This is a genomic window from Xanthomonas sp. DAR 80977, from assembly GCF_041240605.1.
Lineage (GTDB): Bacteria > Pseudomonadota > Gammaproteobacteria > Xanthomonadales > Xanthomonadaceae > Xanthomonas_A > Xanthomonas_A bundabergensis.
Genome location: NZ_CP162487.1, coordinates 1,110,213 through 1,132,937 on the forward strand (window position 1 = coordinate 1,110,213; position 22,725 = coordinate 1,132,937).

Sequence of the window (22,725 nt, forward strand, 5' to 3'; positions counted from 1 at the left end):
GACGCTGGCGCACGACGCGCATCGCCGGAATCGCTGGAATCGCCAGCACGCCGCCATCGGTAGCGCCGCGCAGGACGCCGCCCATGCTTTCGATGCGATCGCGATGGGCATGCCCGTCAAGCAAACCCGTTTCCCTGGAAAGGCCGCTGCGCTGCCGCGGCAGCGCAGCCCCGGCTAGGCCGAGGTCAGCCCCATCAGGTTTTCCGCCTGTTCGCGCCAGCTCGGCAGCTTGTTCAACACGCCGGTCTTGGCCAGGTAGTCCTCGTCGATCTCCGAGCCGCTGGCCAGCGCCATCGCCACGTGCACCGCGCCGGTGACCCAGAAGCTGCGGGTGCTGGAACGCTGCGGCTGGCGGTGGAACGCCACCGCCTCGATGATCGGCATCGGCAGGCCCCACAGGCCGAGCAGGTAGGCGCCCGCCTCGGCGTGGCCGGGACGCTCCTCGTCGCCCTCGGCGGCCGGCTCGCGTTCGTTGCGGATGCCCGGCAGCAGCAGGCCGATGTCGGCCAGCAGCGCCGCGGTCGCGCCCAGTTCGGCGCTGGAGGACGGCAGCATCTTCGAGGCCAGCTTCGAGGCCAGCAGCGAGCGCTGCTGCAGCGCGTTGCGTTCGGCGTTGGACAAGGCCTGCACCGAGAACACTTCGCTGGCCAGGACCAGGTCGCGCAAGGTGGCGATGCCCAGCCGGGTCACCGCGGTGCGCAGGTCGGAAATCGTGCGGCCGTTGGAGAAGTAGGCCGAGTTGCACAGCTGCAGCACCTTGGCCGCGATGGCCGGATCGGCCGAGACCAGCTTGGCCAGGTCGGCGGCGTTGCTGCCGTCGTCCTGCTCCAGCGCATGCATCAGGCTCAGGTACAGATGCGGCGGCGACGGCAGCTTCTCGATGCGGCCGATGCTGGTGCGCAGCCGGGGATCGCCGAGCAGCTCCTGCAGTTCCTCGATGCTGGTGACCGCCTCGAGCAGCATTTCCGGCGACAGCGGCAGCGGCAGGAAGCGGTGCGCCACGCCGATGATCCGCGCCGGCGGGGCGCGGTTGCTCTGCTCGGCGTCGATCAGCGCGATGCGGATGGTTTCCGGGCTCAGCGTGCGGATCTGGCCGAGCAGGGTGGCCGTGGTCAGGTCCGGCAGTGCCGGCGCCGCGATCACCGCATCCAGGTGCACGGTCGCGGCGGCGGCGATGGCGGCATTGCCGTCGGCCACGGTCTGGACCTGCCAGTCCTCGCCCAATTCGCGGATGTATTCGGTGACTTCGGCCGGCAGGCTCGCTTCGTCGCCGACGAACAGGATACGCAAGAGACTACCCCCCAAGAGGGACCGGTTCATGCTCGACCGGTCCGGATATTCGTTCAGCAATGTACCCCAAACCCCGCAATGCGGCAGCGTTCGCGTGCGCGAAACGTGAAGCGAGTCAGCCCGCGGCGGGTCTCTCCCCCCCGCCGCGGCGCCGATCGTCAGGCGCCGGCCTTGTAGCGCTCGACCGCGTCCAGCAGGATCTGCTTGGCTTCGGCGGCGTTGCCCCAGCCGTCCAGCTTGACCCACTTGCCCTTCTCCAGGTCCTTGTAGTGCTCGAAGAAGTGGCCGATGCGCTCCATCCAGTGGCCGGAGACCTGGGCGATGTCCTCGATGTGGCCGTAGCCTTCGAACACCTTGGCCACCGGCACCGCCAGGATCTTCTCGTCGCTGCCGGCTTCGTCGCTCATCTTCAGCACGCCGACCGGGCGGCAACGCACCACGCAGCCGGGCACCAGCGGCAACGGCAGCACCACCAGCACGTCGGCCGGGTCGCCGTCGCCGCACAGGGTGTTGGGCACGTAGCCGTAGTTGCAGGGATAGCGCATCGGCGTGGACAGGATGCGGTCGACGAAGATCGCGCCGCTGGCCTTGTCCACTTCGTACTTGACCGGCTCCGAATCCTTGGGGATTTCGATGACGACGTTGATTTCGTCCGGCAGGTTCTTGCCGGAGGTGACCAGTTCCAGACCCATGCGCTAGCTCCAGTGGAGTGGCTTCAAAGAGGTCTGCATTCTAGTCGGTTGGCTGCTGCAATGCAGCGCGGGCGGCTAAGCCTATTCCTACAAGGCTTTCGGACTCCATACCGCTGCGCATGGGAAGGCTTCCGATGGTGCCCGGCGCGGCGGCGCGCGACGCTGTGCGCACTGTCCACCCCAAGGAGCAAGGCGATGAAAGGAATCCCGTTCTCGGTCGGTACGCTGTTGGCGAGCGCGTTGCTGGTCCTCGGCGCGCCGCGGGCGCAGGCGCAGGAGCAGCAGGTGTACGTGGATGCGGTCGACTATCCCAGCGCCGGCGCGGGCTGGGAGGCGTTCGACGATTTGGAGCGGCGGCTGGCCGAGGACTTCGACCAGAGCTGCGGCGACACCTTCTGCGAGGGCGAGTACAGCGACTACCAGCCGCTGCGCTACCGCTGCTCGGTGCGCCAGCGCGACGGGGCGATCGGCCAGTGCGTATGGACCTTCGGCGCCAGCGAGGCCAGCATCGATCCGGCCACCGGCCAGGTGCAGGTCGATGCCAAGCTGTGGCAATGCCCCACGCCGTTGCTGCCGCAGACCCGGCTGGTGGCGCTGTACCAGGCGCTGGCGGGAGAGCATCCGCTGTTCGCGCCGTTGCCGCACAGCCAGCGCAGCGTCAACGACGGCCTGATCGATTGCCTCTAGGCCACTGCGGACCGGCGCCGGGCAGTGCCGGCGCCGGTACCGGTCTCGCATGGCTACAGCAGCGGCACCATCAGCAGCGCGACGATGTTGATGATCTTGATCAGCGGATTGATCGCCGGGCCGGCGGTGTCCTTGTACGGATCGCCGACCGTGTCGCCGGTGACCGCGGCCTTGTGCGCCTCGCTGCCCTTGCCGCCGAAGTGGCCGTCCTCGATGTACTTCTTGGCGTTGTCCCAGGCGCCGCCGCCGGTGGTCATCGAGATCGCCACGAACAGCCCGGTGACGATGGTGCCGATCAGCAGGCCGCCGAGCGCGCGCGGGCCGAGCAGCAGCCCGACCACCACCGGCACCGCCACCGGCAGCAGCGATGGCACGATCATTTCGCGGATCGCCGAGCGGGTCAGCATGTCCACCGCGCGGTCGTACTGCGGCTTGCCGGTGCCTTGCATGATCCCGGGGATCTCGCGGAATTGGCGGCGCACCTCCTCGACCACCGCGCCGGCGGCGCGGCCCACCGCTTCCATCGCCATCGCCCCGAACAGGTAGGGGATCAGGCCGCCGAGCAGCAGGCCGATGATCACCGTGTGGTCGGACAGGTCGAAGGCGAAGGTTTCGCCCGGATGCGCGGCGCGCAGGTTGTGCGTGTAGTCGGCGAACAGCACCAGCGCCGCCAGCGCGGCCGAACCGATCGCATAGCCCTTGGTCACCGCCTTGGTGGTGTTGCCGACCGCGTCCAGCGGGTCGGTCACCGCGCGCACGTCCGGCGGCAGCTCGGCCATCTCGGCGATGCCGCCCGCGTTGTCGGTGATCGGCCCGTAGGCGTCGAGCGCGACGATCATGCCGGCCATCGACAGCATCGCGGTGGCGGCGATGGCGATGCCGTACAGGCCCGACAGCGCGAACGCGCCCCAGATCGCCGCGCACACCGCGATCACCGGCAGTGCGGTCGATTTCATCGAGATGCCGAGCCCGGCGATGATGTTGGTGCCGTGCCCGGTGGTCGAGGCCTGCGCCACGTGCTGCACCGGCTTGTACTGGGTGCCGGTGTAGTACTCGGTGATCCACACGATCAGGCCGGTCAGCACCAGGCCGATCAGCGCGCAGCCGTAGAGCTTGGTCGCGCCGGCGGCGGTGTCGCCCATCAGCTGCTGGGTCACCGGCCAGAACGCCGCCGCGGCGAGCAGCGCGGACACGATCACGCCCTTGTACAGCGCGCCCATGATCGAGCCGCCGGGCCGCACCCGCACGAACAGGGTGCCGACGATCGAGGCGACGATCGACACCCCGCCGAGCACCAGCGGATACAGCACCGCGTTGCGCCCGGCCTCGGCCGCCATCAGCCCGCCGAGCAGCATGGTGGCGATGACGGTGACCGCGTAGGTCTCGAACAGGTCCGCGGCCATGCCCGCGCAGTCGCCGACGTTGTCGCCGACGTTGTCGGCGATCACCGCCGGGTTGCGCGGGTCGTCCTCGGGAATGCCGGCCTCGACCTTGCCGACCAGGTCCGCGCCGACGTCGGCGCCCTTGGTGAAGATGCCGCCGCCCAGCCGCGCGAAGATCGAGATCAGCGAACTGCCGAAGGCCAGGCCGACCAGCGCGTGCAGGCTTTCCTCGACGCTGCGCCCCAGCCATTGCAGCACGCCGTAGTAGCCGGCCACGCCGATCAGGCCGAGCCCGACCACCAGCATGCCGGTGATCGCGCCGCCGCGGAACGCCACGTCCATCGCCGGACCCAGCCCGCGCCGCGCCGCCTCGGCGGTACGCACGTTGGCGCGCACCGACAGGTTCATGCCGATGTAGCCGGCCGCGCCCGACAGCACCGCGCCGATCGCGAAGCCGCCGGCGGTGTACCAGCTCAGGAAGAAGCCGACCAGCAGCAACAGCGCCACGCCGGCGATGGCGATGGTCTGGTATTGGCGGTTGAGGTAGGCGCGGGCGCCTTCCTGGATCGCATCGGCGATCTGCCGCATGCGTTCGTTGCCGGCGGGTTGCGCCAGGATCCAGCGCGTGGACACGACGCCGTAGAGAATTGCCAAGGCCGCGCACGCCAGTGCCACGGTGACCGCATATCGTTCCAGCATGACCCCTCCCAAGGATGTGGATGTCGCCCAAGCGTCGGGGACGTACGGCGGGACCACACCGAAGGAGCCTGAGGCATGCAACGACTCCACGGCCGCACTGCGCCGGTGGTGCGTATCGCCATGTGCGACCTGGCCTGAACGCGCCGAGTATGCGCCCCGGCCCTGTGCATCGCCAGCAGCGCGCGCCGGCCCTGTCTTGGCGCGGCGTTCAGTGTGCGCGTGGCAGCGTTGCGCATCGCTTTCAAGGAGCAAGCCGATGCAATCGACGATCCCGTCGCGGGTGCGCGCACTCGCTTCGACCCTGGCCCTGGGCGTGTGCGCCTGCTTGCCGCTGGCGGCGCTGGCCGCCGACCCGGTGCCGGAACTGCAGCGCCAGCCCGGCGCGGCGCAGGCGGTGGGCGTGGTGCACACGATCCGGCAGATCCCCGAGGCCTGCGTGCGCTTCGAAGGCGTCTACACCGGCGATGCGGCGCAGCCCTACAAGTTTTCCGCGGTGCGCAGCAGCCCCACCTGCCAACCGCGCGCCAAGCTGGTGGAGTTCGACCAGGCCAAGCCCAGCGAGGCCACCGGCTGGAAGTTCAACGACGTGATCCGCGTGCCCAGCGCGGCCTGTCCGTCGCAGCAGGCGGTGGTGCGGGTGTGGCGCAAGCCGGTGGCGACCAAGGCGGATCTCGACGGCCAGGGCCAGTCGCGGATCTACCTGGAAGAGGCGAAGAAGCAGGCGGCGGCCGGCGCGATCGCGCAGGTGCCGCAGTTCGCCGCGCAGATGACGCTGGAAGGCAAGGCCTGCCGCTGAGCCGGGGCGCGTAGCGGCATTTCGCCGCGCGCGGCATCCCCAATTGGTTCCGGCGAGATTTGCGGGACGTCGCCCGCTGCGTGCCTGCTTAAGCGTCGCCGCCGATGCCATGCATGGACATCGGCGGGTGCGGCGCGTCCTCGCCTGGTGCGATCGCATGCTCGCAAGCTCCATCGCGTCCAGCGCCGCTGGCGGCTATCTCGGACTGTCGCGCCCCGCCGCCGATGCGCACTGTCGTTGTTTCAGGTGTGCAGTTCGGCGCGTGGGCGCATTCAAGCCGGTGCAGGCCTAGCGCGCCGCTTCCGGCCCTTGTCGCCGCCGCCGCAACCATTCGTCGGCAACCTCGCCCATGCTCCTGGGCACGCCGTCCTTGATCCACGCCATGAAGCCGCGATCGAACTTGAACTCGGCGCCGCATGCGCCGTTGAGGAAGCGGCGCACTGCCTGCGTATTCCGATAGGTCCTGTCGACCGGCGTCGCGCGCGTGATCGGGCCGTTTTGCCAGTCGAAGCTCATCTCGTTCCTTGCCGATCGTGCGCGCCGGTCGCGGTCTTGTCTTTCGTCGCGCTCCTGGCAATACTCCTGCACCCGCTAAAAGGTCCGAGCATCCATGCGGTTTCAATCGATTGTCGGCGGCTTGTTGTGGCTGATGGCGGCGACGGTTGCGAGTACGGCCGCGATGCCTTCCGCCACGGCCTTGCCGGCCGTGCCGGATGCGCCCGCGCCGGATGCGGCGGCGCGCGTCCAGGCCGCCAACGACCAGTCCGTCCAGGACGCCATGCATGGCCGCTATCTGGATGCTTCGTTCGGCCTGCTGGCGCATCTCGGCGTCGCCTCGGCGGGCGATATCCAGGATGCGGACGTGTTCGACCAATGGGCGCAGGTGATGTCGTGCATGACCGGCATGCCGACGTTCAATCCGGCGAAGGCGGCGGATTTCCACGTGCCCGAGGAACAGATCGCCGACCTGCGCGCCGCGCACGGCGTTTCCGCGCTTGCGGAGATCGTGCGCCGCGCGCGCCGCACCAGCATCGTGATCCTCGACGAGAACCATCTCGATCCGCGCGGCCGCGCGTTCGGGCTGGAGGTCGCGCGCTCCTTGCGCCCGCTCGGCTACACCGTGCTGGCGGCCGAGGCGTTGAAGCGCGATGCCGACGATGCGGTCTCGCGCGACAAGATGGCGGCGCTCTCGAAGGACGGCTACCCACGGCAGACGAGCGGCTACTACCTGCACGATCCGGTCTTCGCCGATTTCCTGCGCCAGTCTCTCGCGCTGGGCTACCGTCTGGTGTCGTACGAAACCACGCGTACGGACTACGCCGCCGATCCCGGGGAGGCCCAGGCGCAGCGGGAGCAGGACCAGGCCGACAACCTCATCCGGCGCGCGCTCGAGCACGCTCCCGCCAGCAAGATCCTGATCTATGCCGGCGAACACCATGCCGCCGAACGGCCGATCGCCGCAGAGGGCGGAAAGGTCGAGATGATGGCGCAGCGGCTCAAGCGCGCCACGGGCATCGATCCGCTGACGATCGACCAGGCGGGCCTGTCGCCGATCCCGATGAATCGGCCCGACGCCGACCTGTACGCCATCGCCGAACCCAAGACGCACGGCCGGTCCGTGGTCCTGATGCGGCACGGCAAGCCGCTGACGGTGGGCCTGCTCGCCGGTTCGGTGGATCTGCAGGTCGTGCACCCGCGCACGACGCTCGTCGCCGGACGTCCGCAATGGCTGGCGGGCATGGGCCGCACGCCGAGTCCGATCCCGCAGGCGCTGTTGCCGACCGCCGGCACCCGCCTGGTCCAGGCCTTCGTCGCGCGCGAGGGCGACGACGCGATCGCGCTGGACCAGGTGCTGGTCGCGCCGGGAACCGCAGCTCCCGCGTTGATGCTGCCGTCGCTGCCGGTTCGCTATGCCGTGCAGGAACGCGACGCGCGCTAAGGCCTGCAACGCGATCGGCACAGCCTGGCCCAATCGCGTCGCCAGGTCCTGGGCAGTCGCGAGGCTGCGCTGCGCAGCCGCACTTGGCAGCAGGTTGGAGAACTGATGCCACTGCGTTCTTTGTCGCCAGTTCTTAATCGAACGCACAGGCCACGCACGCGTAGTCGAACATATAGGCCAGGCGAACCCACGCAGCTATCGAGCTGGCGACAGTCCTGCCCGCCGCCGGCGCAGCCAGGCGTCGGCAACGTCGCCCATGTTCTTGGGCGCCCCGTCCCTGATCCATGCCATGAAGGCGCGATCGAACTTGAACCCGGCCCCGCACGCGCCGGTCAGGAACCGGCGCACGGCCTGGGTATTGCGGTAGGTCTCGTCCACCGGCGTTGCGCGCGTGATCGGACCGTTGTGCCAATCGACGTCCATTCTGGTTCCTTGTCGCCGGTTTGCAGGGCGGATGCCGGTTGGCATGCGATAGCGTAACCGCATCCTTCGCCGTGAATCCGCCGCACCTTTGCGCCTGGACAGGAATTCCCCAAGGCGGGGAGCGTGTTCTCGCCAGGCGCCTCAGGAAATCGAGGGCGCCGGACGCGGCTTCCGGAAGCTCAGCCACAGGGCGGAAAGCAGGAAGTAGAGGCCGCCGAATCCAGCGTAGGGCGCGAGCTGGGCGAGGGTCGGCGCGGCGCCGAACGACTGGACGACAAAGAACACGCCGGCGAGCGCCGATTGGGCGCCACTGAGCATCATGAAGACCTGGCCGCCGAGCTTGCGGCGACGGATGCCGACGGCGAGCTGGAACAGTCCGGCGAGCAGCGCCCATGCGCCGAACACCAGGACACCGCCCGCGTTGCCGTGCATCGCGAACGCGATGGCCATGGCGACGGCGATGACGGCACTGACCAGCGCGTTGAACGTCTGCCCCGGGTTGGCATGGAGTCCGCCGCTGCGCCGCGCATCCAGAACGTTCGCGATCGCGTCCCAGGCCGGGTAGAGCACCATGAGTGTTCCGGCGAGCGCCGCGGGTCCGGGCGAGGAAAGAAGGACCGCGGCAACCCAGGCAAAGGCGGCGCCGGCACGCAGGAAGTAGAAATTGCGAAGTGCGTTCATGGGGACATCCTTGGAAGTTGTGTCAACCTACTAGTTGGTAGATAAATAGTCAATGCGTTCCTGAAGTGGCTTGATCCAAGGCCATACAGGACTCGATGGGTCGAGTGACTACCTACCGAGTGGTAGAATCCAGTCATGACGACCCAGCAGAAACTCATCGATTCGGCCCGTTACCTGATCCAGACCCGGGGCTACAACGGCTTCAGCTACGCCGACGTCGCCGAACAGGTACAGGTGCGCAAGGCGAGCATCCACCACCACTTTCCTGCCAAGGCCGATCTGGCGCGTGCGGTCGTGGAGGAATCCCGCGCCCTGATCGTTGCGCAGACACGGATGCTGGAGAGCGGCGCCTTCGATCCCGAGCAGCAACTCGGCTTCTATACCGGCTACTGGGAGCGGTGCATCGCCGACGCGTCCGCCCCTTTTTGCGTCGCCGGCATGCTTGCCAGCGAATTGCCCACCTTGCCCGACGATCTGGCCGAGCATGTGCGCGCGCACTTCCGCGACCTGTCGAACTGGCTGGAAATCGTACTGACCAAGGGCGCGCAACTGGGCCGGTTCCAGCTGCAAGGCTCCGCCCGTCTTGAGGCGGAAGCGTTCATGTCGATCGTGTACGGCGCGATGCTCACCGCGCGCGCCTATGGCGAACCGAAGGTGTTCGCGGAGATCGTCCAGAGCGGGCTGAAGAAGCTTCTGCGCCCGCCAGGGTGATCCGCCCGGCGCTCACCGGCACAGCGCGTCGGGCGCAGGATGTGTGGCGTCGGGGACCAGGCTGCGACGAAAGCGGCGCTGTCCCGGCAGCCATGACCGAAGCGCGCTGGACGCCGGGGCCCGAGTCCCGACACCAGCGCCATGCCTCACCCTTCCCAGGCCGGCAGTTTCTTCTTCACCGCCACGTTCTTCAGCGCCACGTACCTGGGCAGGCCGTCGCTGCGGTCGTAGGGCGGGTAGGCCTCGCCGCGGATCAGCGGCTGCAGGTAGCGGCGCGCCTTCTCGGTGATGCCGAAGCCGTCCTTGCGCAGGAACGCCGGCGGCATCTTCTTCTCGTGGTTGGCGATCCTGCTCAGCGGTGCGGCCTCGATCTTCCAGCGGTATGGCGCATCGCTGCTGCGCACGATCACCGGCATCACCGCGTTCATGCCCTTCAGCGCGAACTGCACCGCGGCCTTGCCGGCCGCCTGCGCCTGTTCCCAGTCGGTCTTTGAGGCGATGTGGCGGGCCGAGCGCTGCAGGTAGTCGGGCAGGGTCCAGTGCACCTTGTAGCCGAGTTCGGCCTTGACCTTGCCGGCCAGGTAAGACGCCACGCCACCGAGCTGGCTGTGGCCGAACGCGTCGGTGCCGCCGCCGGCATCGGCGACGAAGCGCCCGTCGGCGGTCTGGATGCCTTCGCTGGCCACCACCACGCACCAGCCGACCTTGTCCACCACCTTGCGCACCTGCGCCAGGAACGCGGCTTCGTCGTAGGCGCGCTCGGGGAACAGGATGATCTGCGGCGCGTCGTCCGGCGACTGCGCGGCCAGCCCGGCCGCGGCGGCCAGCCAGCCGGCGTGGCGGCCCATCGCCTCGTAGACAAATACCTTGGTCGAGGTCTCGGCCATCGCCGCCACGTCCAGCGCCGCCTCGCGCACCGACACCGCGGTGTACTTGGCCGCCGAGCCGAAGCCGGGACAGGTGTCGGTGACCGCCAGGTCGTTGTCGATGGTCTTGGGCACGCCGATGCAGTGCAGCGGGTAGCCGAACGCGTCGGCCAGCTGCGACACCTTCCAGGCGGTATCGGCCGAGTCGTTGCCGCCGTTGTAGAGGAAGTAGCGCACGTCGTGCGCCTGCAACACCTGCAGCAGGCGCTCGTACTTGGCGCGATCGGCCTCCAGCGACTTGAGCTTGTAGCGGCACGAGCCGAACGCGCCGCCGGGCGTGTGCGCCAGCGCGCGGATCGCCGCGGCCGATTCCTTGGAGGTGTCGATCAGCTCTTCGCGCAGCGCGCCGAGGATGCCGTTGCGTGCGGCCAGGACCTTGACCTTGCGCGCGCGCGCCTCGCCGATCACGGCGGCGGCGCTGGCGTTGATGACGGCGGTGACGCCGCCGGATTGGGCGTAGAGCAGGGTGCCTTGGGCCATGGTCGGGGCTCGCTCCTGGGGTGGGGACATTGCCGGGACATTGCCCGGATGCGGTAAGCTGGGGACCTTGCGGTACAGCGCAGGCGTGGCCCCCGAGTCTAACGCCGCCGGCCGCGCACGGTAATTTCCTCGAGGAGTCAGGTTGATGCGATTGGTTCTGTTGGGACCGCCCGGATCGGGCAAGGGCACGCAGGCGGCCCGCCTGAAGGACAAGCTGCAGATCCCGCACATTTCCACCGGCGATCTGCTGCGCGCCGAAGTCGCCGCCGGCACTCCGCTGGGCGTGCAGGCCAAGGAAGTGATGGCGCGCGGCGACCTGGTTTCCGACGACATCCTGCTCGGCATGCTCGAATCGCGGCTCGGCCGCGACGACGTCGCCAATGGCTTCATCCTCGACGGCTATCCGCGCAACCTGGCCCAGGCTTCGGCGCTGGACGAACTGCTGGCCAAGATCGGCCAGCCGCTGGACGCGGTGGTGCAGCTGGACGTGGCCACCGAGCTGCTGGTCGAGCGCATCGCCGGCCGCGCCAAGGCCGAAGGCCGCGAAGACGACAACCCCGAGTCGGTGCGCAAGCGCCTGCAGGTGTACAACGATTCGACCGCGCCGGTGATCGGCTTCTACGACAAGCGCGGCACCCTGGCGCGCGTGGACGGCGTCGGTTCGCTGGAAGACGTGCTGGCCCGCATCCTGGCGGCGATCGGCCGCTGAGCCGGCCCTGTGCCGAGCGGCCGCGGCGATGCGGCGCTCGGCGCGATTGATTGCCCGAGCCGTTCGACGCTGCGGTTTCTGCGCAGGCTCGCGGCAACTTGGTTGGGCGCACTGGGAGGGGCTTCGGCCCCGACCATGTCCGCAGCCGGAAGTCTCGCCGCTGCGCCCGTCGCGGTTGAAACCGCTCCTGCAAGAGCCGCGCGTTTCGCTCTGGCTGGGTGCACTGTAGGAGGGGCTTCGGCCCCGACCGTTTCCGCAGCCGGAAGTCTCGCCGCTGCGTTCGTCCTGGTTGAAACCGCCGCGCCGCAAGAGCCGCGCGCTGCGCTGGATGGTGCACTGTGGGTGAAGCTCTGGGTGGCCATGCGTCATCGGCCTCCGCAGTGGCGCTGGCGGAGGACTCCAACTGCCGTGCGTTCGGTGTGGCGGGCGCGTCGAGCGCCGCTCTTACCATGAACTACCATGAACCCGCCGTCTTCGCCGCGCGGCGACAGGGCGGGCGAAACCCTGCCTCCCGCCGCGCGCGGAGGCGGGCGGGAGGCCGGAAACGGTTAGGTGCCAGCGAACGGGCTTGCTCAGGGCCCCACAACATGAGCTCCCTTGGGGATGGCCTCTTGGGGAGTAGGACCGTAGGGTGTCGAGGCTGGCCCGTTCATTTTCGACGTTGGCTCCCGACTTGCCTATCGGGAACTTTCTTCAGGGGGTGTGGGGGATTCCCTACTTGACGCGGCCGCCGTTTCGGGCAAGCGCGAAGCCGCCGGCGCCGTCCGATGGCGCCGCGGGGCGGCGCCGGGCGGCCATCGTGCCGGTTTGCGCGCGTCGGGGGATCGGCGACAATCGGCCCATGAGCAAGATCCATATTCTCGGCATCGCCGGTACGTTCATGGGCGGTGTCGCCGCGCTGGCGCGCGAACTCGGCCATGCGGTCGAAGGCAGCGACCAGGCGATCTACCCGCCGATGTCCACGCAACTGGAGCACCTTGGCATCGCGCTGAAGCAGGGCTACCTGCCCGAGCACATCGGCAGCGACTGCGAGCAGGTGATCGTCGGCAACGCGCTGTCGCGCGGCAATGCCGCGGTCGAGGCGGTGCTGGATGCCGGGCGTGCCTACACCTCCGGCGCGCAGTGGCTGAGCGAGCAGGTGCTGCCCGGGCGCGACACGCTGGCGGTGGCCGGCACCCACGGCAAGACCACCACCACCAGCATCCTCACCTGGCTGCTGCAGGCGGCCGGCCGCGAGCCGGGCTTCCTGATCGGCGGCGTGGCCGAGGATTTCGGCGTGTCCGCGCGGCTGGGCGGCAAGGCGGTTTCGGCCGGCGGCGCGCATCGCGCTCCGGCGCCGGATGCCGCCGCCGCGAGCGGGCATGCGGCAGCCGCCACCGGCTCTGCTGCAGTCGACGGCGAAGCCGCCGTCGTGGCGGAGCGGCCGCTGTTCGTGGTCGAGGCCGACGAGTACGACACCGCGTTCTTCGACAAGCGCAGCAAGTTCGTGCACTACCGGCCGCTGGTGGCGATCCTCAACAACCTCGAGTACGACCACGCCGACATCTTTCCCGACGTGGCCGCGATCCAGCGCCAGTTCCATCACCTGGTGCGCACCGTGCCGCGGCGTGGGCGGCTGATCGTCAATGGCGAGGACGCGCACCTGCGCGAGGTGCTGGCGATGGGCTGCTGGACCCCGGTGGAGCGCTTCGGCTTCGATCCGGCGTTCGAATGGAGCGCGCGCCCGCTCGCCGCCGACGGCAGCCATTTCGCGGTGCTGCACCACGGCCGGGAACTGGGCGAAGTGCGCTGGCCGCTGCTTGGCCGGCACAACGTGATGAATGCGCTGGCGGCGCTGGCCGCGGCGCACGCGGTCGGCGTGGCGCCGGCGCAGGTGATGCCGGCGCTGGCGCAGTTCCGCAGCGTCAAGCGGCGCCTGGAAGTGCTCGGGCAGGCGCAGGGCATCACCGTGTACGACGATTTCGCGCACCATCCCACCGCGATCCGCACCACCCTGGAAGGCCTGCGCGCCAAGGTCGGCGCGGCGCGCATCGTGGTGGCGATGGAGCCGCGCAGCAATTCGATGCGCCTGGGCGCGCACGCCGATGCGCTGGCGCCGGCGCTGGAGGCGGCCGATGCGGTGGTGTTCCTGCAACGCCCGGAACTGGCCTGGGACGCCGCCAAGGTGATCGACGCAGTGCGCGGCCAGGCCTGTGCCGCTGCGGACGTGGACGCGCTGCTGGCGGCGCTGCAGGCGCAGGCGCGTGCCGGCGACCATGTGGTGTTCATGTCCAACGGCGGCTTCGACGGCGCGCCGCGGCGCTTCCTGGCGGCGCTGCAGTGAGCGCCATGCCGCGCCGCGGAGCGAGCGCATGAGCGAAGCGCACAGCACCCTGCCGCTGTTCCCGCTGCACGCGGTGCTGCTGCCGGGCGCCTCGATCAAGCTGCGTGTGTTCGAACGCCGCTACCTGGACATGGTGCGCGACTGCGGTCGCAGCGGCGGCGGTTTCGGCGTGTGCCTGATCCTGGACGGCACCGAGACCGGTGCGCCGGCGGTGCCGGCCGCCTACGGCACCGAGGCGCGCATCGTCGACTTCGACGTCGGCGCCGACGGCGTGCTGGTGCTGAGTCTGCGCGGCGAGCGCCGTTTCCACGTGCTGCGCAGCCGCGTCCGCGACAACGGCCTGGTGGTCGGCGACGTGCACTGGCGCGAGCCGGACGAGGACGACGAACTGCTGCCGCAGCACGCGCTGCTGTCGACCGTGCTCGACAGCATCCTCGACCAGGCCGCCGACGTGTATCCGGTGGCCGGCCCGCGCCTGCTCGACCAGGCCGCCTGGGTCGGCTGGCGCCTGGCCGAACTGCTGCCGCTGGACGAACGCCAGCGCCTGTCGCTGCTGCAGGAAGACGATCCGCACGAGCGGCTGGAGCAGTTGCTGGGCTGGATCCCCTGAGGATCGGGATTCGCAGGGGCCGTCGCTAACGGCCGCGCGTCCGTGACAACGCTGCTATTTCGGATGCCTCACTGCACGATCCATCGCCTGCAGAAGCGGCTTCAGCCGCGACAGGCTTGACCGATAAAGCCTGTCGCGGCTGAAGCCGCTCCTACATCGCTTCGCCACACAATTCTGCCGTGGTAGACCGCTGAATCGGATGCGCTACCGAGCCTCGGCGACGGCCTCGCCCTCGCTGCGCACCAGCAGCACCGGCACATCCGACGGGCGATGCATGTCCTTGCGCGTGGGCAGCGCGTGCAAGGCGTCGGTGACCGCGTTGAGCGCGGGATCGGCGCCGCGCAGCGGGCGCCACAGGCCGATCAGGTTGAAGTGGCGTTCGTAGCGCAGGCTCTGCGCGCTGCCCAGCCATAGCGGGACGTTGCCCGGCTGCAGCCGCGCCGGCGCCGGCCACAGGCGCAGTGCGTACAGTTCGCCGGGGCGCGGGCCGGGGCGCAGCATCAGCAGCGATTCCACCTGCGTGTCCAGCGTCGCCGGCAGCACCGGCACCTGTTCGGCCTGCGCCTTGTAGTCGAGCAGTTGCAGCGCCTGCTGCCAGCCGGCCTGCGTCTGCACGCGCCAGCCGGCGGCTTCGAGCTGGCGCTGCAGCGGCGCCAGCGGCCCGGCCACCTGCAGGTCCAGCGGCCAGCGCTGGTCGTCGTCGAACTCGTTGCGCCGCGACGGCAGCAGCCGCCATTCGTCCTGCCACCACGTGGTGGCCGCCAGATCCATCAGCACCGGCGGCGGCGGTTCGAACTTGGCCAGCTTCTGCTCCAGGTTGCGCGGCGCGTACCACAGCGCCGCGGCGGCGAAGCCGCCATAGAACAGCCAGGCCAGCGGTTTCATCCAGAACGCGCGGTTGAAGCGGCGGCGGTAGGCGATGCCCAGCACCAGCAGCCAGAAGATGCCGAACAGCATGCCGCCGACCACGTCGCTGAGCCAATGCGCGCCCAGGTACAGGCGGGCGAAGCCGATCAGGGTCACCACCACGCCGGACAGCAGGTATGGCCACACCCGCGAGCGCCCGGGCAGTTCGCGCGCGATCAGCACGGCGAAGAAGCCGAAGCTGATCGTGGCCATGGTCACCGCCACCGACGGGAAGCCGAAGCCGCTGCTGGCGGCCGGCGGGCGCACCACGTGCACGGTGGTGCCGAGCAGCTTGGTCAGGGCCAGGCCGAAGGCCAGCGCGGCCAGCCAGTGCGCCGCGGCCATCCAGCGCCGGCGCCAGATCAGGTAGCCCAGGCCGAGCGTGGTGGCCGGCACCAGCACCTGCCAGTCGCCGAGCGAGGCCAGCGCGGTCATCGGGTAGTCGGCCAGCGGGTTGCGCAACGCCAGCATCAGGTCGTGCACCGCCAGGTCCAGCCGCAGCGGTTCGCCATGGCCCACCACCACCATCAGCAGCGCGAACCAGCACCAGCCCAGCGTCAGCAGCATCACCGCCAGCATCGCCAGCGGCACCGACTCGCGCCGCTGCGGGTCGAACACCGCGATCGAATAGCGGCCCAGTACCGGATGCCGGCGCGACCAGTCCAGGCCGCGCGCCAGCAGCGCGTCCATGTGCCCGGCCGACCAGCGGTAGCCGTACAGCACGATCGCCCAGACCAGGCCCAGCGCCAGCACCAGCAGGCCCAGCACCAGGAACAGGCGCCCGGCGACCGCGGCGACCGCGTCGTAGGCCTGGCCGAGCAGCCAGCCCGGGCCCAGGAACAGCAGCGCCCAGCTCACCGCCGCCACGCTGCTGGCGATGAAATAGCGGCGCAGCGGCATCTTCATCATCCCGGCCACGGCCGGCACGAACGGGCGGATCGCGCCGACGTAGCGCGCCACCAGGATGCTCTTGAAGGCGTTGCGGCGGAACATCGCCTCGCCGCGGTCCAGCAGCTGCGGATAGCGCCGGAACGGCCAGTAGTTGCGCAGTTGGTGGCCCCAGCGGTGGCCGACCCAGTAGCTGAGCGCATCGCCGGCCAGCGCGCCGAGCGCGGCGCTGACCACCGCATACGGCCCGGAGATCTGGCCCAGGCCGATCAGCACGCCGATCGCGAACAGCAGCGGCAGCGCCGGCACGATGGTGCCCAGCACGATGACCGCATCGCAGAACGCGATCGCGAAGATGACCGCGCCGGCCAGGATGGGATGCGCTGCGACCCACTCCAGCGTGGCGTCGATCCATGATGCATTCATGGGGGCATTATAAGTGGGCGAGGATGGCGTTCCGCTTAAACTGGTGCGATGACCCGCGCGCCGGCCGCTTCCACCCAGATCCTCAAGTCCGACAGCTTCGGCCGCATCCTGCTGGTACGCGAGGCCGACGGCCACGGCGAGCGCGTGTTCGTGCGTCGCGACCTGACCGCCGCGCCGTGGTGGCTGCGCCTGCCGGCCTGGTGGCTGGCGCGGCGCGAGGCGCGGGCGTTGCGGCAGCTGGCCGGCATGGCGGCGACCCCGCAGCTGCGCGGCTGGGACGGCACCTTCCTGGACCGCAGCTACCTGGCCGGGGACGCGATGTACCAGCGCCCGCCGCGCGGCGACCTGGCCTACTTCCGCGCCGCCCGGCGCCTGCTGCAGCAGGTGCACCGGCGCGGCGTGGCGCACAACGACCTGGCCAAGGAAGCCAACTGGCTGGTGCTGGAGGACGGCAGTCCGGCGCTGATCGATTTCCAGCTGGCGGTGCGCGGCGCGCCGCGTTCGCGCTGGATGCGGCTATTGGCGCGCGAGGACCTGCGCCACCTGCTCAAGCACAAGCGCATGTACTGCCGGCAGGCGCTGACCCCGGTCGAACTGCGCCTGCTCAAGCGCCACTCCTGGGTGCGCGAACTGTGGTTCGCCACCGGCAAGCCGGTCTACCGCTTGGTGACCCGGCGCATCCTGAAGTGGGAAGACAACGAGGGGCAGGGGCCGAAGCCCTGAGGGGCCGGGATTGGGGATTGGGGATTGGTAGAAGCGCATGGCTGCGTCGCGAGCTGTCCTGGCGAGGACAACAAAGGCGCTAAGCTGGAGCGAATCCCCAATCCCGAATCCCCAATCCCATGACGTTGCAAGGCAAAACCCTGTTCATCACCGGCGCTTCGCGCGGGATCGGCCTGGCGATCGCATTGCGGGCGGCGCGCGATGGCGCCAACGTGGCGATCGCGGCCAAGTCGGCGGTGCCCAATCCGAAGCTGCCCGGCACCATCCACAGCGCGGCGGCGGCGGTCGAGGCGGCCGGCGGCCGCGGCCTGGCGCTGAAGTGCGACATCCGCGAGGAGGAGCAGGTGCGTGCCGCGGTCGCGGCGACGGTGGATGCGTTCGGCGGCATCGACATCCTGGTCAACAACGCCAGCGCGATCTGGCTGCGCGGCGCGCTGGACACGCCGATGAAGCGCTTCGACCTGATGCAGCAGGTCAATGCGCGCGGCAGCTTCCTGTGCGCGCAGGCCTGTTTGCCGCATCTGCTGCAGTCGCCCAATCCGCACATCCTGACCCTGGCGCCGCCGCCGTCGCTGGATCCGAAATGGTGGGCGCCGCATACCGGCTACACGCTGGCGAAGATGGGCATGAGCTTCGTGACCCTGGGCCTGGCCGGCGAATTCGGTCCACAGGGCGTGGCGGTCAACGCGCTGTGGCCGCGCACGCTGATCGCCACCGAGGCGCTGAACATGATCCCGGGCGTCAGCGCCGGCAACGGCCGGCGACCGGAGATCATGGCCGACGCGGCGCACGCGGTGCTGACGCGCAGCGCGGCCGGGTTCCACGGGCAGTTCCTGATCGACGACGAGGTGCTGGCCGCGGCCGGGGTGATCGACCTGTCCGGCTATGCGCTGGACCCGGCGCAGCCGTTGCTGCCGGATCTGTTCCTGGATTGAGCGGCGCTGCGCTGGCGGACACGCTGGCGCATCGGAGCGGCGACATGGGCTTGATGGAGGCCGTGCGATGGCGCTGCGTGCAGCGGCGCTGGGTGCAGCTTGCCGCATGCCCTGTAGGAGGGGCTTCAGCCCCGACAGATGCTGTCCGCAACCTGGAAGCTTCCCGCTGCGTTCGTCGCGACTGAAGCCGCTCCCACAAGGGGTTTCCGGAAAGGACTCGTGGCCTTGCGCTGGGTGCGCTGCGGGAGGGACTTCAGTCCCGACGCTGTCCGGTCGCGGCACATCCGCCGCTGCGTTCGTCGCGGCTGAAGCCGCTGCTGCAAGGGCTTGTGTGCAGCGTGCCGGGTGCAGCGTGCCGGGTGCCCTGTAGGAGGGGCTTCAGCCCCGACAGATGCTGTCCGCGGCCTGGAAGCTTCCCGCTTCATTCGTCGCGGCTGAAGCCGCTCCTACAGGGGCTTGCGATCGATGTGATGGTGCACTGGGATAGGGTTGCGGGTGGCTTTGGTCATCAGTCATCGACGCAATCCGAAGTCTGACATCTCGCCGCTTCGTTTCACGGCTGCACGCGGATGCCCAGATGATTGGCGACCGGGCGTTCGCGGCCGGGGATGCCGGTGTGGATGCTGCTGTTGAGCACGCGCGCCTGGCCGTCCACGCGCGCGGCCATGGTGCTGGAGCCGCCGCCGTCGAGATTGATCGCGCTGCTGGCGCCGAGCGCTTCGAACACCGCGCTCAGTTCGTCCAGGGTCATGCCTTCGCTGTAGTGCGGCTGGCGGCCGTCCACCACCACCAGCCACAGGGTCTGCCGCTTGGCGTCCAGGCCGAGTGCGGTGCGCGGCTCGCGTCCGTCGTAGTACGCGGCGCGGCTGGTCTCGCGCGGCTGGCGCTTGCCGTCGAGCAGCAGCACCGGGCCGGCGCCGATGCCGACGCGGCTGCCGCGTGGACAGCCGCCGCGGCCGCGGAGAATCTGCGCGCCGCGCGGGCCGGCGCAGAAGGCGCCGTCCACGCGCGCATCCGCGGTCGCGCCGTCCGAGGCAAGACGGCCGTCGCCGATCGCCAGGCCTTCGGCGGTGACGCCGCTGCCGGCCAGCGGCACGAAGGCCTTGTCGAGCAGGTGGCCGCCGTCGAACGGCAGGAAGTAGTCGGCGTTGATCGCCAACGCCAGCGCGTGCTCGCGCACGAAGGCGCTGGTCGGCGTGGCGAGGAATTCCTTGCCGCCGCTGCGGTCGCCGGGCGTGGCGACCAGTTCCAGCCCGGGCGTGCGCAGGTCGATCTGCGCGATATGCAGCATGGCCGGCGCCGGCGTGCTGCGCGCGCTGCGCCAGTAGCGCACGCCCCGGGCCAGCGCGATCGGGGCGCTGTCGCCTTGCGGACGCTGCAGCTGCGGTTCGATCGCCACGCGCGTACCGGCGTCGGCGGCCTGCACCGCGGCCAGGACCGCATCGAGGCGCCGCGGCGGCGTGCGCAGCAGCAGGCGCCGTTGCGGGGCAGCCTGCAGCACCTGCGCCAGGTCCGCGCAGCGCGCGCCGTCGCAGCGCGCATCGAAGCCGGCGCGCGCCGGCCCGGTCTCGGCATCGGCGACCTGCAGGGCGATGCGCCCGCCATCGGCCGCGCGGCAGTCGCGCACCGCCTGCAGCACATCGTCGCCGAATTCGCCCCAGCAATCGGCGCCGAGCACGGTTTCGATCGGCACGAAGGCCGGTGCTGCAGGCACCGGTCCAGCAGCGCAGGCGGACGCGGCGAGCAGTACGCCGCCGAGGGCCAGCAGCCAGCGCAGTTCAGAACGCATAGTCCACCCCGACGTAATAGGCGCGGCCGTTGTCCAGTTGCTCGCGCAACAGCGCCTGGTCCACGCCGATCATGCGCGAGAGCTTGGCGTCGCTGAGGTTCTTGCCCTGCACGGTGACGCGCAGGTGCTCGCCGATGCGGTAGGCCAACTGCAGGTCGTAGGTGGTGATCGCGTCGTAGTAGCGGTCGTTCACCGGATTGTCGGTGGCGAAGGCGATCAGCTGCCTGTCGGTGTAGTTGCCGCTCAGGCGCGCGCTGAACGGTCCCAGGTCGTACAGCAGCGAGGCGTTGGCGGTGCGCTTGGGCGATTCCATCAGCGCCGGCAGCGAGCGCAGGCTGCCGTCGGCCATCTGCAGGTCGCCGGTGCGCGCGTCGAGCACGGTGACGTTGAACATGCCGCCGAAGTGCGCCAGCGCCTGGGGCAGGAAGTCGAAGTGGGTGTCGATCGCGGTGAACTCCACGCCGCGCACGCGCGCGTCGCTGGCGTTGACCGCCTCGGTGGTGGTGACCTGGTAGGTGCCGGTCAGTCCGCCCGGATCGGTCTGGGTGTCGGTCGCGGTCAGGCGCACGATCTCGTCGCGGATGCGCTTCTGGAACAGGCCCAGCGACAGCTGCGCGTCGCGGTCCGGATACCACTCCAGCGACAGGTCGAGATTGTCGGCGCGGCGCGGGCGCAGCTGCGGATTGCCGATGCTGCGCGAGATGGTGAACGCGGTGGTGCTGACCGTGGGCGTGCTGTTCTGGCCCAGGTCGGCATAGGTCGGCTGGCCGAGCGTGCGGCTGCCGGCCAGGCGCAGTTTCAGCGTCGGCGCGATGTCCCAGCCGACGTCCGCCGATGGCAGCAGGTAGTGCTCGCTGCTGTCGGTCTGCTGGCCGACATAGTTGCTGGTGCTGTTCAGCGGCTGCGGCACGGGGCTGACCACCGAGCGCTGCAGGGTCTCGTTGCGCAGGCCGAACGCGGCCTGGGTGGCGCTGCCGTGCCAGGTGCCCATCAGGTAGGCGGCGCCGCCGCGCTCGGCGATGGAGAAGTCGCTGAGCGTGCTGTTGCGCAGGTTGCTGGAGGCAAGCGCATAACGGTTCGGATTGGCGGCGAAATAGGCGGCGACCTTGGCCGGGTCGATCAGCAGCATGCAGCTGAAGTCGGCATACGGGCACACGCGCGTGGCATCGCTGCCGACTTCCGCCAGGCTGACCCTGCCGATCGGGTTGTAGCGCAGTTCGTCCAGGTTGTAGCGCTGGTCCAGGTTGCGGTACTGCAGGCCGGTGCGCAGGCCCCAGCCGAGCGAGCCGGCGTCGGCGTTCTGGCTGTAGTCCAGCTTCAGCGTGGTGGTGTCGGTGCTGCTGTTCTCCACGCGGGTGAAGAAATACGATTGCAGGTAGTTGGCGGCGTTGCCGTAGTAAGCGGGATTGTTCAGCGTCAGCAACGGGCGCGCCTCGGCGCGGACCGTGTAGCCGAAGCCCAGCTGCGACGAGGCGGCGCTGGTGAACACGTCCTCGCGCGTGTCCTGGCGGTAGCTGCCGCGCGCGCGGTTGACCAGGAAGTCCAGGTGCCCGGTGGGGTTGCTGATGTAGCGGCCGTCGAACTGCGCATAGCGCAATTCGCGGGTCTGCTCGTACCTGTCGGCATCCACTTGCGCGTTGCCCTGCGCATAGCTGCCGGTGTCGGCCGAGGTGACGGTCGCGTTGCCGCTGCGGTTGATGAACTGCGCGCGGCGCTGCTCGTCGTTGCTGTGCTCGAAGCGCCCGGCGCTGAGGTTCAGCGACAGCGCGTCGGCGTCGTCGTACTGCAGTTTGCCGAACACGCTGCGGCGCTGGCGGATGTTGTCGTAGGTCAGCGGACGGAAGCGGTCCGGCGCCAGCGCCATGCCGGTGGTGTCCAGGGCCGGGGTCAGGGTCTGGCGCACGCCGTTGCGGTAGTAGCTGTAGCTGTCGATCGCGGTGTCCAGCGACGAGGAGTCGCGGCGGAAATAGTCGGCCGACAGCACGACGCCGAAGTGGCCATCGGCGCCGAAGGTGTTGCTCAGCGTGCCCTGCACCTGCCCGGACGGGCCGGAGTCGTGCAGGTAGCGCTGGTTTTCCCAGTCGGCCAGGTTGGCGCGCACCGCGGCGAACGGGCCGGGCGTGTCGAAGGCGCTGCGCGTATGCAGCGACGCCACGCCGCCGATCGCGTTGGCGTCCATGTCGGCGCGGAACGACTTGGCGATGTCGACCTGCTGCGCCAGCGAGGCCGGGATCACGTCCAGCGACTGGATGCGGCGGCTGGTCTCGGTCGAGGGCAGGGCGACGCCGTCGATCAGCACCGCGTTGTAGTCGGGGTTGAGTCCGCGCAGGCTCATGAACTGCGCTTCGCCGCGGCCGTTGTTGATCACCATCGACACGCCGGGCACGCGCTGCAGCGCTTCGCCCAGGCCGAAGTCGGGGATCGAGCCGACGTCGTCGGCGGAGACGCCGTCGGAGATCACCTCCGCTTCGCGCTTGGCGCCGATCGCCTGGCGGATCGACAGCTGCTGGCCGCTGACGGTGATGGTGTCCAGTTGGGTCGGCTCGCTGGACGGTGCTGTAGCGGCTGCAGGAGCGGTCGCGGCATGGGCGCCGGTCGCGGCGGCCAGCGCAAGCGCCAGCATGGAGAGGCGGAGCGGCCTGCCGCTGCGGCGGCGGTTGGAAGTGCGGTGCATACGGAAATCCCCCTGGGGTGCGTGAGGCTGGCAATT

19 protein-coding genes are annotated in these 22,725 nt (G+C 69.7%); 9 read left to right on the forward strand and 10 right to left on the reverse strand.

Going from position 1 to position 22,725, the window contains the following annotated elements; all coding sequences use genetic code 11:
- Nucleotides 1–174: 174 nt before the first annotated feature.
- Together AB3X10_RS04715 and ppa are read right to left on the reverse strand one after the other, a co-directional pair.
- Nucleotides 175–1,320: an HDOD domain-containing protein gene (locus tag AB3X10_RS04715; RefSeq protein ID WP_369979502.1), complete on the reverse strand. Its 1,146-nt coding sequence runs from the start codon at nucleotides 1,318–1,320 to the stop codon at nucleotides 175–177.
- 128 nt (nucleotides 1,321–1,448) lie between these two features.
- The gene (ppa, locus tag AB3X10_RS04720) at nucleotides 1,449–1,982 is read right to left on the reverse strand and encodes an inorganic diphosphatase (RefSeq protein WP_369979504.1); all 534 of its coding nucleotides are present in this window, start codon (nucleotides 1,980–1,982) and stop codon (nucleotides 1,449–1,451) included.
- Between the two features lie 195 nt (nucleotides 1,983–2,177).
- Here ppa and AB3X10_RS04725 point away from each other — a divergent pair, with 195 nt between their 5' ends.
- Nucleotides 2,178–2,669 carry a hypothetical protein gene (locus tag AB3X10_RS04725; RefSeq protein ID WP_369979506.1) on the forward strand — a complete coding sequence of 164 codons (492 nt, stop codon included), beginning with the start codon at nucleotides 2,178–2,180 and terminating at the stop codon, nucleotides 2,667–2,669.
- Between the two features lie 53 nt (nucleotides 2,670–2,722).
- Here the strand turns inward: AB3X10_RS04725 and AB3X10_RS04730 are convergent, their stop codons facing one another.
- Nucleotides 2,723–4,750: a sodium-translocating pyrophosphatase gene (locus AB3X10_RS04730; protein WP_369979508.1), complete on the reverse strand. Its 2,028-nt coding sequence runs from the start codon at nucleotides 4,748–4,750 to the stop codon at nucleotides 2,723–2,725.
- Between the two features lie 256 nt (nucleotides 4,751–5,006).
- Between AB3X10_RS04730 and AB3X10_RS04735 the strand changes: the two genes are divergently transcribed.
- Entirely contained in the window at nucleotides 5,007–5,546 is a 540-nt protein-coding gene (locus tag AB3X10_RS04735; RefSeq protein ID WP_369979510.1) for a hypothetical protein, read from the forward strand.
- Between the two features lie 288 nt (nucleotides 5,547–5,834).
- On the opposite strand, the gene AB3X10_RS04740 is transcribed toward AB3X10_RS04735, so the two are convergent.
- A complete protein-coding gene (locus tag AB3X10_RS04740; protein WP_369979512.1) occupies nucleotides 5,835–6,062 on the reverse strand; it encodes a DUF6434 domain-containing protein in 228 nt (75 codons plus the stop codon).
- A gap of 94 nt (nucleotides 6,063–6,156) precedes the next feature.
- Between AB3X10_RS04740 and AB3X10_RS04745 the strand changes: the two genes are divergently transcribed.
- Entirely contained in the window at nucleotides 6,157–7,485 is a 1,329-nt protein-coding gene (locus AB3X10_RS04745) for a hypothetical protein (RefSeq protein ID WP_369979514.1), read from the forward strand.
- 195 nt (nucleotides 7,486–7,680) lie between these two features.
- Here AB3X10_RS04745 and AB3X10_RS04750 read toward each other — a convergent pair whose 3' ends face one another.
- Both AB3X10_RS04750 and AB3X10_RS04755 read right to left on the reverse strand, forming a co-directional pair.
- On the reverse strand, nucleotides 7,681–7,908 hold the full coding sequence (locus tag AB3X10_RS04750; protein ID WP_369979515.1) for a DUF6434 domain-containing protein: 228 nt from the start codon (nucleotides 7,906–7,908) through the stop codon (nucleotides 7,681–7,683).
- A 141-nt stretch (nucleotides 7,909–8,049) separates the two neighbouring features.
- Nucleotides 8,050–8,589: a hypothetical protein gene (locus AB3X10_RS04755; protein WP_369979516.1), complete on the reverse strand. Its 540-nt coding sequence runs from the start codon at nucleotides 8,587–8,589 to the stop codon at nucleotides 8,050–8,052.
- 135 nt (nucleotides 8,590–8,724) lie between these two features.
- Here AB3X10_RS04755 and AB3X10_RS04760 point away from each other — a divergent pair, with 135 nt between their 5' ends.
- Nucleotides 8,725–9,300, forward strand: a complete 576-nt coding sequence (locus AB3X10_RS04760) for a TetR/AcrR family transcriptional regulator (RefSeq protein WP_185815344.1) — start codon at nucleotides 8,725–8,727, stop codon at nucleotides 9,298–9,300.
- Between the two features lie 146 nt (nucleotides 9,301–9,446).
- Here AB3X10_RS04760 and AB3X10_RS04765 read toward each other — a convergent pair whose 3' ends face one another.
- On the reverse strand, nucleotides 9,447–10,706 hold the full coding sequence (locus AB3X10_RS04765; RefSeq protein WP_369979517.1) for a 6-phosphofructokinase: 1,260 nt from the start codon (nucleotides 10,704–10,706) through the stop codon (nucleotides 9,447–9,449).
- 145 nt (nucleotides 10,707–10,851) lie between these two features.
- Between AB3X10_RS04765 and AB3X10_RS04770 the strand changes: the two genes are divergently transcribed.
- The 3 genes from AB3X10_RS04770 to AB3X10_RS04780 all read left to right on the forward strand — a co-directional run bounded on the left by AB3X10_RS04770 (nucleotide 10,852) and on the right by AB3X10_RS04780 (nucleotide 14,348).
- Nucleotides 10,852–11,415, forward strand: a complete 564-nt coding sequence (locus AB3X10_RS04770; protein ID WP_145702750.1) for an adenylate kinase — start codon at nucleotides 10,852–10,854, stop codon at nucleotides 11,413–11,415.
- 841 nt (nucleotides 11,416–12,256) lie between these two features.
- Complete coding sequence (mpl, locus tag AB3X10_RS04775) at nucleotides 12,257–13,738, forward strand: UDP-N-acetylmuramate:L-alanyl-gamma-D-glutamyl-meso-diaminopimelate ligase (RefSeq protein ID WP_369979518.1); 1,482 nt, start codon at nucleotides 12,257–12,259, stop codon at nucleotides 13,736–13,738.
- A 28-nt stretch (nucleotides 13,739–13,766) separates the two neighbouring features.
- Nucleotides 13,767–14,348: an LON peptidase substrate-binding domain-containing protein gene (locus tag AB3X10_RS04780; protein ID WP_369979519.1), complete on the forward strand. Its 582-nt coding sequence runs from the start codon at nucleotides 13,767–13,769 to the stop codon at nucleotides 14,346–14,348.
- 204 nt (nucleotides 14,349–14,552) lie between these two features.
- Here the strand turns inward: AB3X10_RS04780 and AB3X10_RS04785 are convergent, their stop codons facing one another.
- Entirely contained in the window at nucleotides 14,553–16,568 is a 2,016-nt protein-coding gene (locus tag AB3X10_RS04785) for a bifunctional DedA family/phosphatase PAP2 family protein (RefSeq protein ID WP_369979520.1), read from the reverse strand.
- A gap of 48 nt (nucleotides 16,569–16,616) precedes the next feature.
- Here AB3X10_RS04785 and AB3X10_RS04790 point away from each other — a divergent pair, with 48 nt between their 5' ends.
- Together AB3X10_RS04790 and AB3X10_RS04795 are read left to right on the forward strand one after the other, a co-directional pair.
- A complete protein-coding gene (locus tag AB3X10_RS04790) occupies nucleotides 16,617–17,291 on the forward strand; it encodes a serine/threonine-protein kinase (protein ID WP_369979521.1) in 675 nt (224 codons plus the stop codon).
- Nucleotides 17,292–17,410: 119 nt separating this feature from the next.
- Nucleotides 17,411–18,226, forward strand: a complete 816-nt coding sequence (locus tag AB3X10_RS04795; protein ID WP_369979522.1) for an SDR family oxidoreductase — start codon at nucleotides 17,411–17,413, stop codon at nucleotides 18,224–18,226.
- A 553-nt stretch (nucleotides 18,227–18,779) separates the two neighbouring features.
- Here AB3X10_RS04795 and AB3X10_RS04800 read toward each other — a convergent pair.
- Complete coding sequence (locus AB3X10_RS04800) at nucleotides 18,780–20,015, reverse strand: phosphodiester glycosidase family protein (protein ID WP_369979523.1); 1,236 nt, start codon at nucleotides 20,013–20,015, stop codon at nucleotides 18,780–18,782.
- Entirely contained in the window at nucleotides 20,005–22,689 is a 2,685-nt protein-coding gene (locus AB3X10_RS04805; protein WP_369979525.1) for a TonB-dependent receptor, read from the reverse strand. Before AB3X10_RS04805 ends, AB3X10_RS04800 begins: the two co-directional genes overlap by 11 nt.
- Nucleotides 22,690–22,725 lie beyond the last annotated feature (36 nt).

Excerpts from the sequence above, each read along its gene's own strand:
- AB3X10_RS04780 (WP_369979519.1), top strand. The coding sequence starts at position 13,767 with ATGAGCGAAGCGCACAGCACCCTGCCGCTGTTCCCGCTGCACGCGGTG.
- AB3X10_RS04770 (WP_145702750.1), top strand. The coding sequence starts at position 10,852 with ATGCGATTGGTTCTGTTGGGACCGCCCGGATCGGGCAAGGGCACGCAG.
- AB3X10_RS04735 (WP_369979510.1), top strand. The coding sequence starts at position 5,007 with ATGCAATCGACGATCCCGTCGCGGGTGCGCGCACTCGCTTCGACCCTG.
- AB3X10_RS04765 (WP_369979517.1), bottom strand. The coding sequence starts at position 10,706 with ATGGCCCAAGGCACCCTGCTCTACGCCCAATCCGGCGGCGTCACCGCC.
- AB3X10_RS04800 (WP_369979523.1), bottom strand. The coding sequence starts at position 20,015 with ATGCGTTCTGAACTGCGCTGGCTGCTGGCCCTCGGCGGCGTACTGCTC.
- AB3X10_RS04730 (WP_369979508.1), bottom strand. The coding sequence starts at position 4,750 with ATGCTGGAACGATATGCGGTCACCGTGGCACTGGCGTGCGCGGCCTTG.
- AB3X10_RS04745 (WP_369979514.1), top strand. The coding sequence starts at position 6,157 with ATGCGGTTTCAATCGATTGTCGGCGGCTTGTTGTGGCTGATGGCGGCG.
- AB3X10_RS04715 (WP_369979502.1), bottom strand. The coding sequence starts at position 1,320 with ATGAACCGGTCCCTCTTGGGGGGTAGTCTCTTGCGTATCCTGTTCGTC.
- AB3X10_RS04805 (WP_369979525.1), bottom strand. The coding sequence starts at position 22,689 with ATGCACCGCACTTCCAACCGCCGCCGCAGCGGCAGGCCGCTCCGCCTC.
- AB3X10_RS04755 (WP_369979516.1), bottom strand. The coding sequence starts at position 8,589 with ATGAACGCACTTCGCAATTTCTACTTCCTGCGTGCCGGCGCCGCCTTT.
- ppa (WP_369979504.1), bottom strand. The coding sequence starts at position 1,982 with ATGGGTCTGGAACTGGTCACCTCCGGCAAGAACCTGCCGGACGAAATC.
- AB3X10_RS04740 (WP_369979512.1), bottom strand. The coding sequence starts at position 6,062 with ATGAGCTTCGACTGGCAAAACGGCCCGATCACGCGCGCGACGCCGGTC.
- AB3X10_RS04790 (WP_369979521.1), top strand. The coding sequence starts at position 16,617 with ATGACCCGCGCGCCGGCCGCTTCCACCCAGATCCTCAAGTCCGACAGC.
- AB3X10_RS04760 (WP_185815344.1), top strand. The coding sequence starts at position 8,725 with ATGACGACCCAGCAGAAACTCATCGATTCGGCCCGTTACCTGATCCAG.
- AB3X10_RS04725 (WP_369979506.1), top strand. The coding sequence starts at position 2,178 with ATGAAAGGAATCCCGTTCTCGGTCGGTACGCTGTTGGCGAGCGCGTTG.
- mpl (WP_369979518.1), top strand. The coding sequence starts at position 12,257 with ATGAGCAAGATCCATATTCTCGGCATCGCCGGTACGTTCATGGGCGGT.
- AB3X10_RS04785 (WP_369979520.1), bottom strand. The coding sequence starts at position 16,568 with ATGAATGCATCATGGATCGACGCCACGCTGGAGTGGGTCGCAGCGCAT.
- AB3X10_RS04795 (WP_369979522.1), top strand. The coding sequence starts at position 17,411 with ATGACGTTGCAAGGCAAAACCCTGTTCATCACCGGCGCTTCGCGCGGG.
- AB3X10_RS04750 (WP_369979515.1), bottom strand. The coding sequence starts at position 7,908 with ATGGACGTCGATTGGCACAACGGTCCGATCACGCGCGCAACGCCGGTG.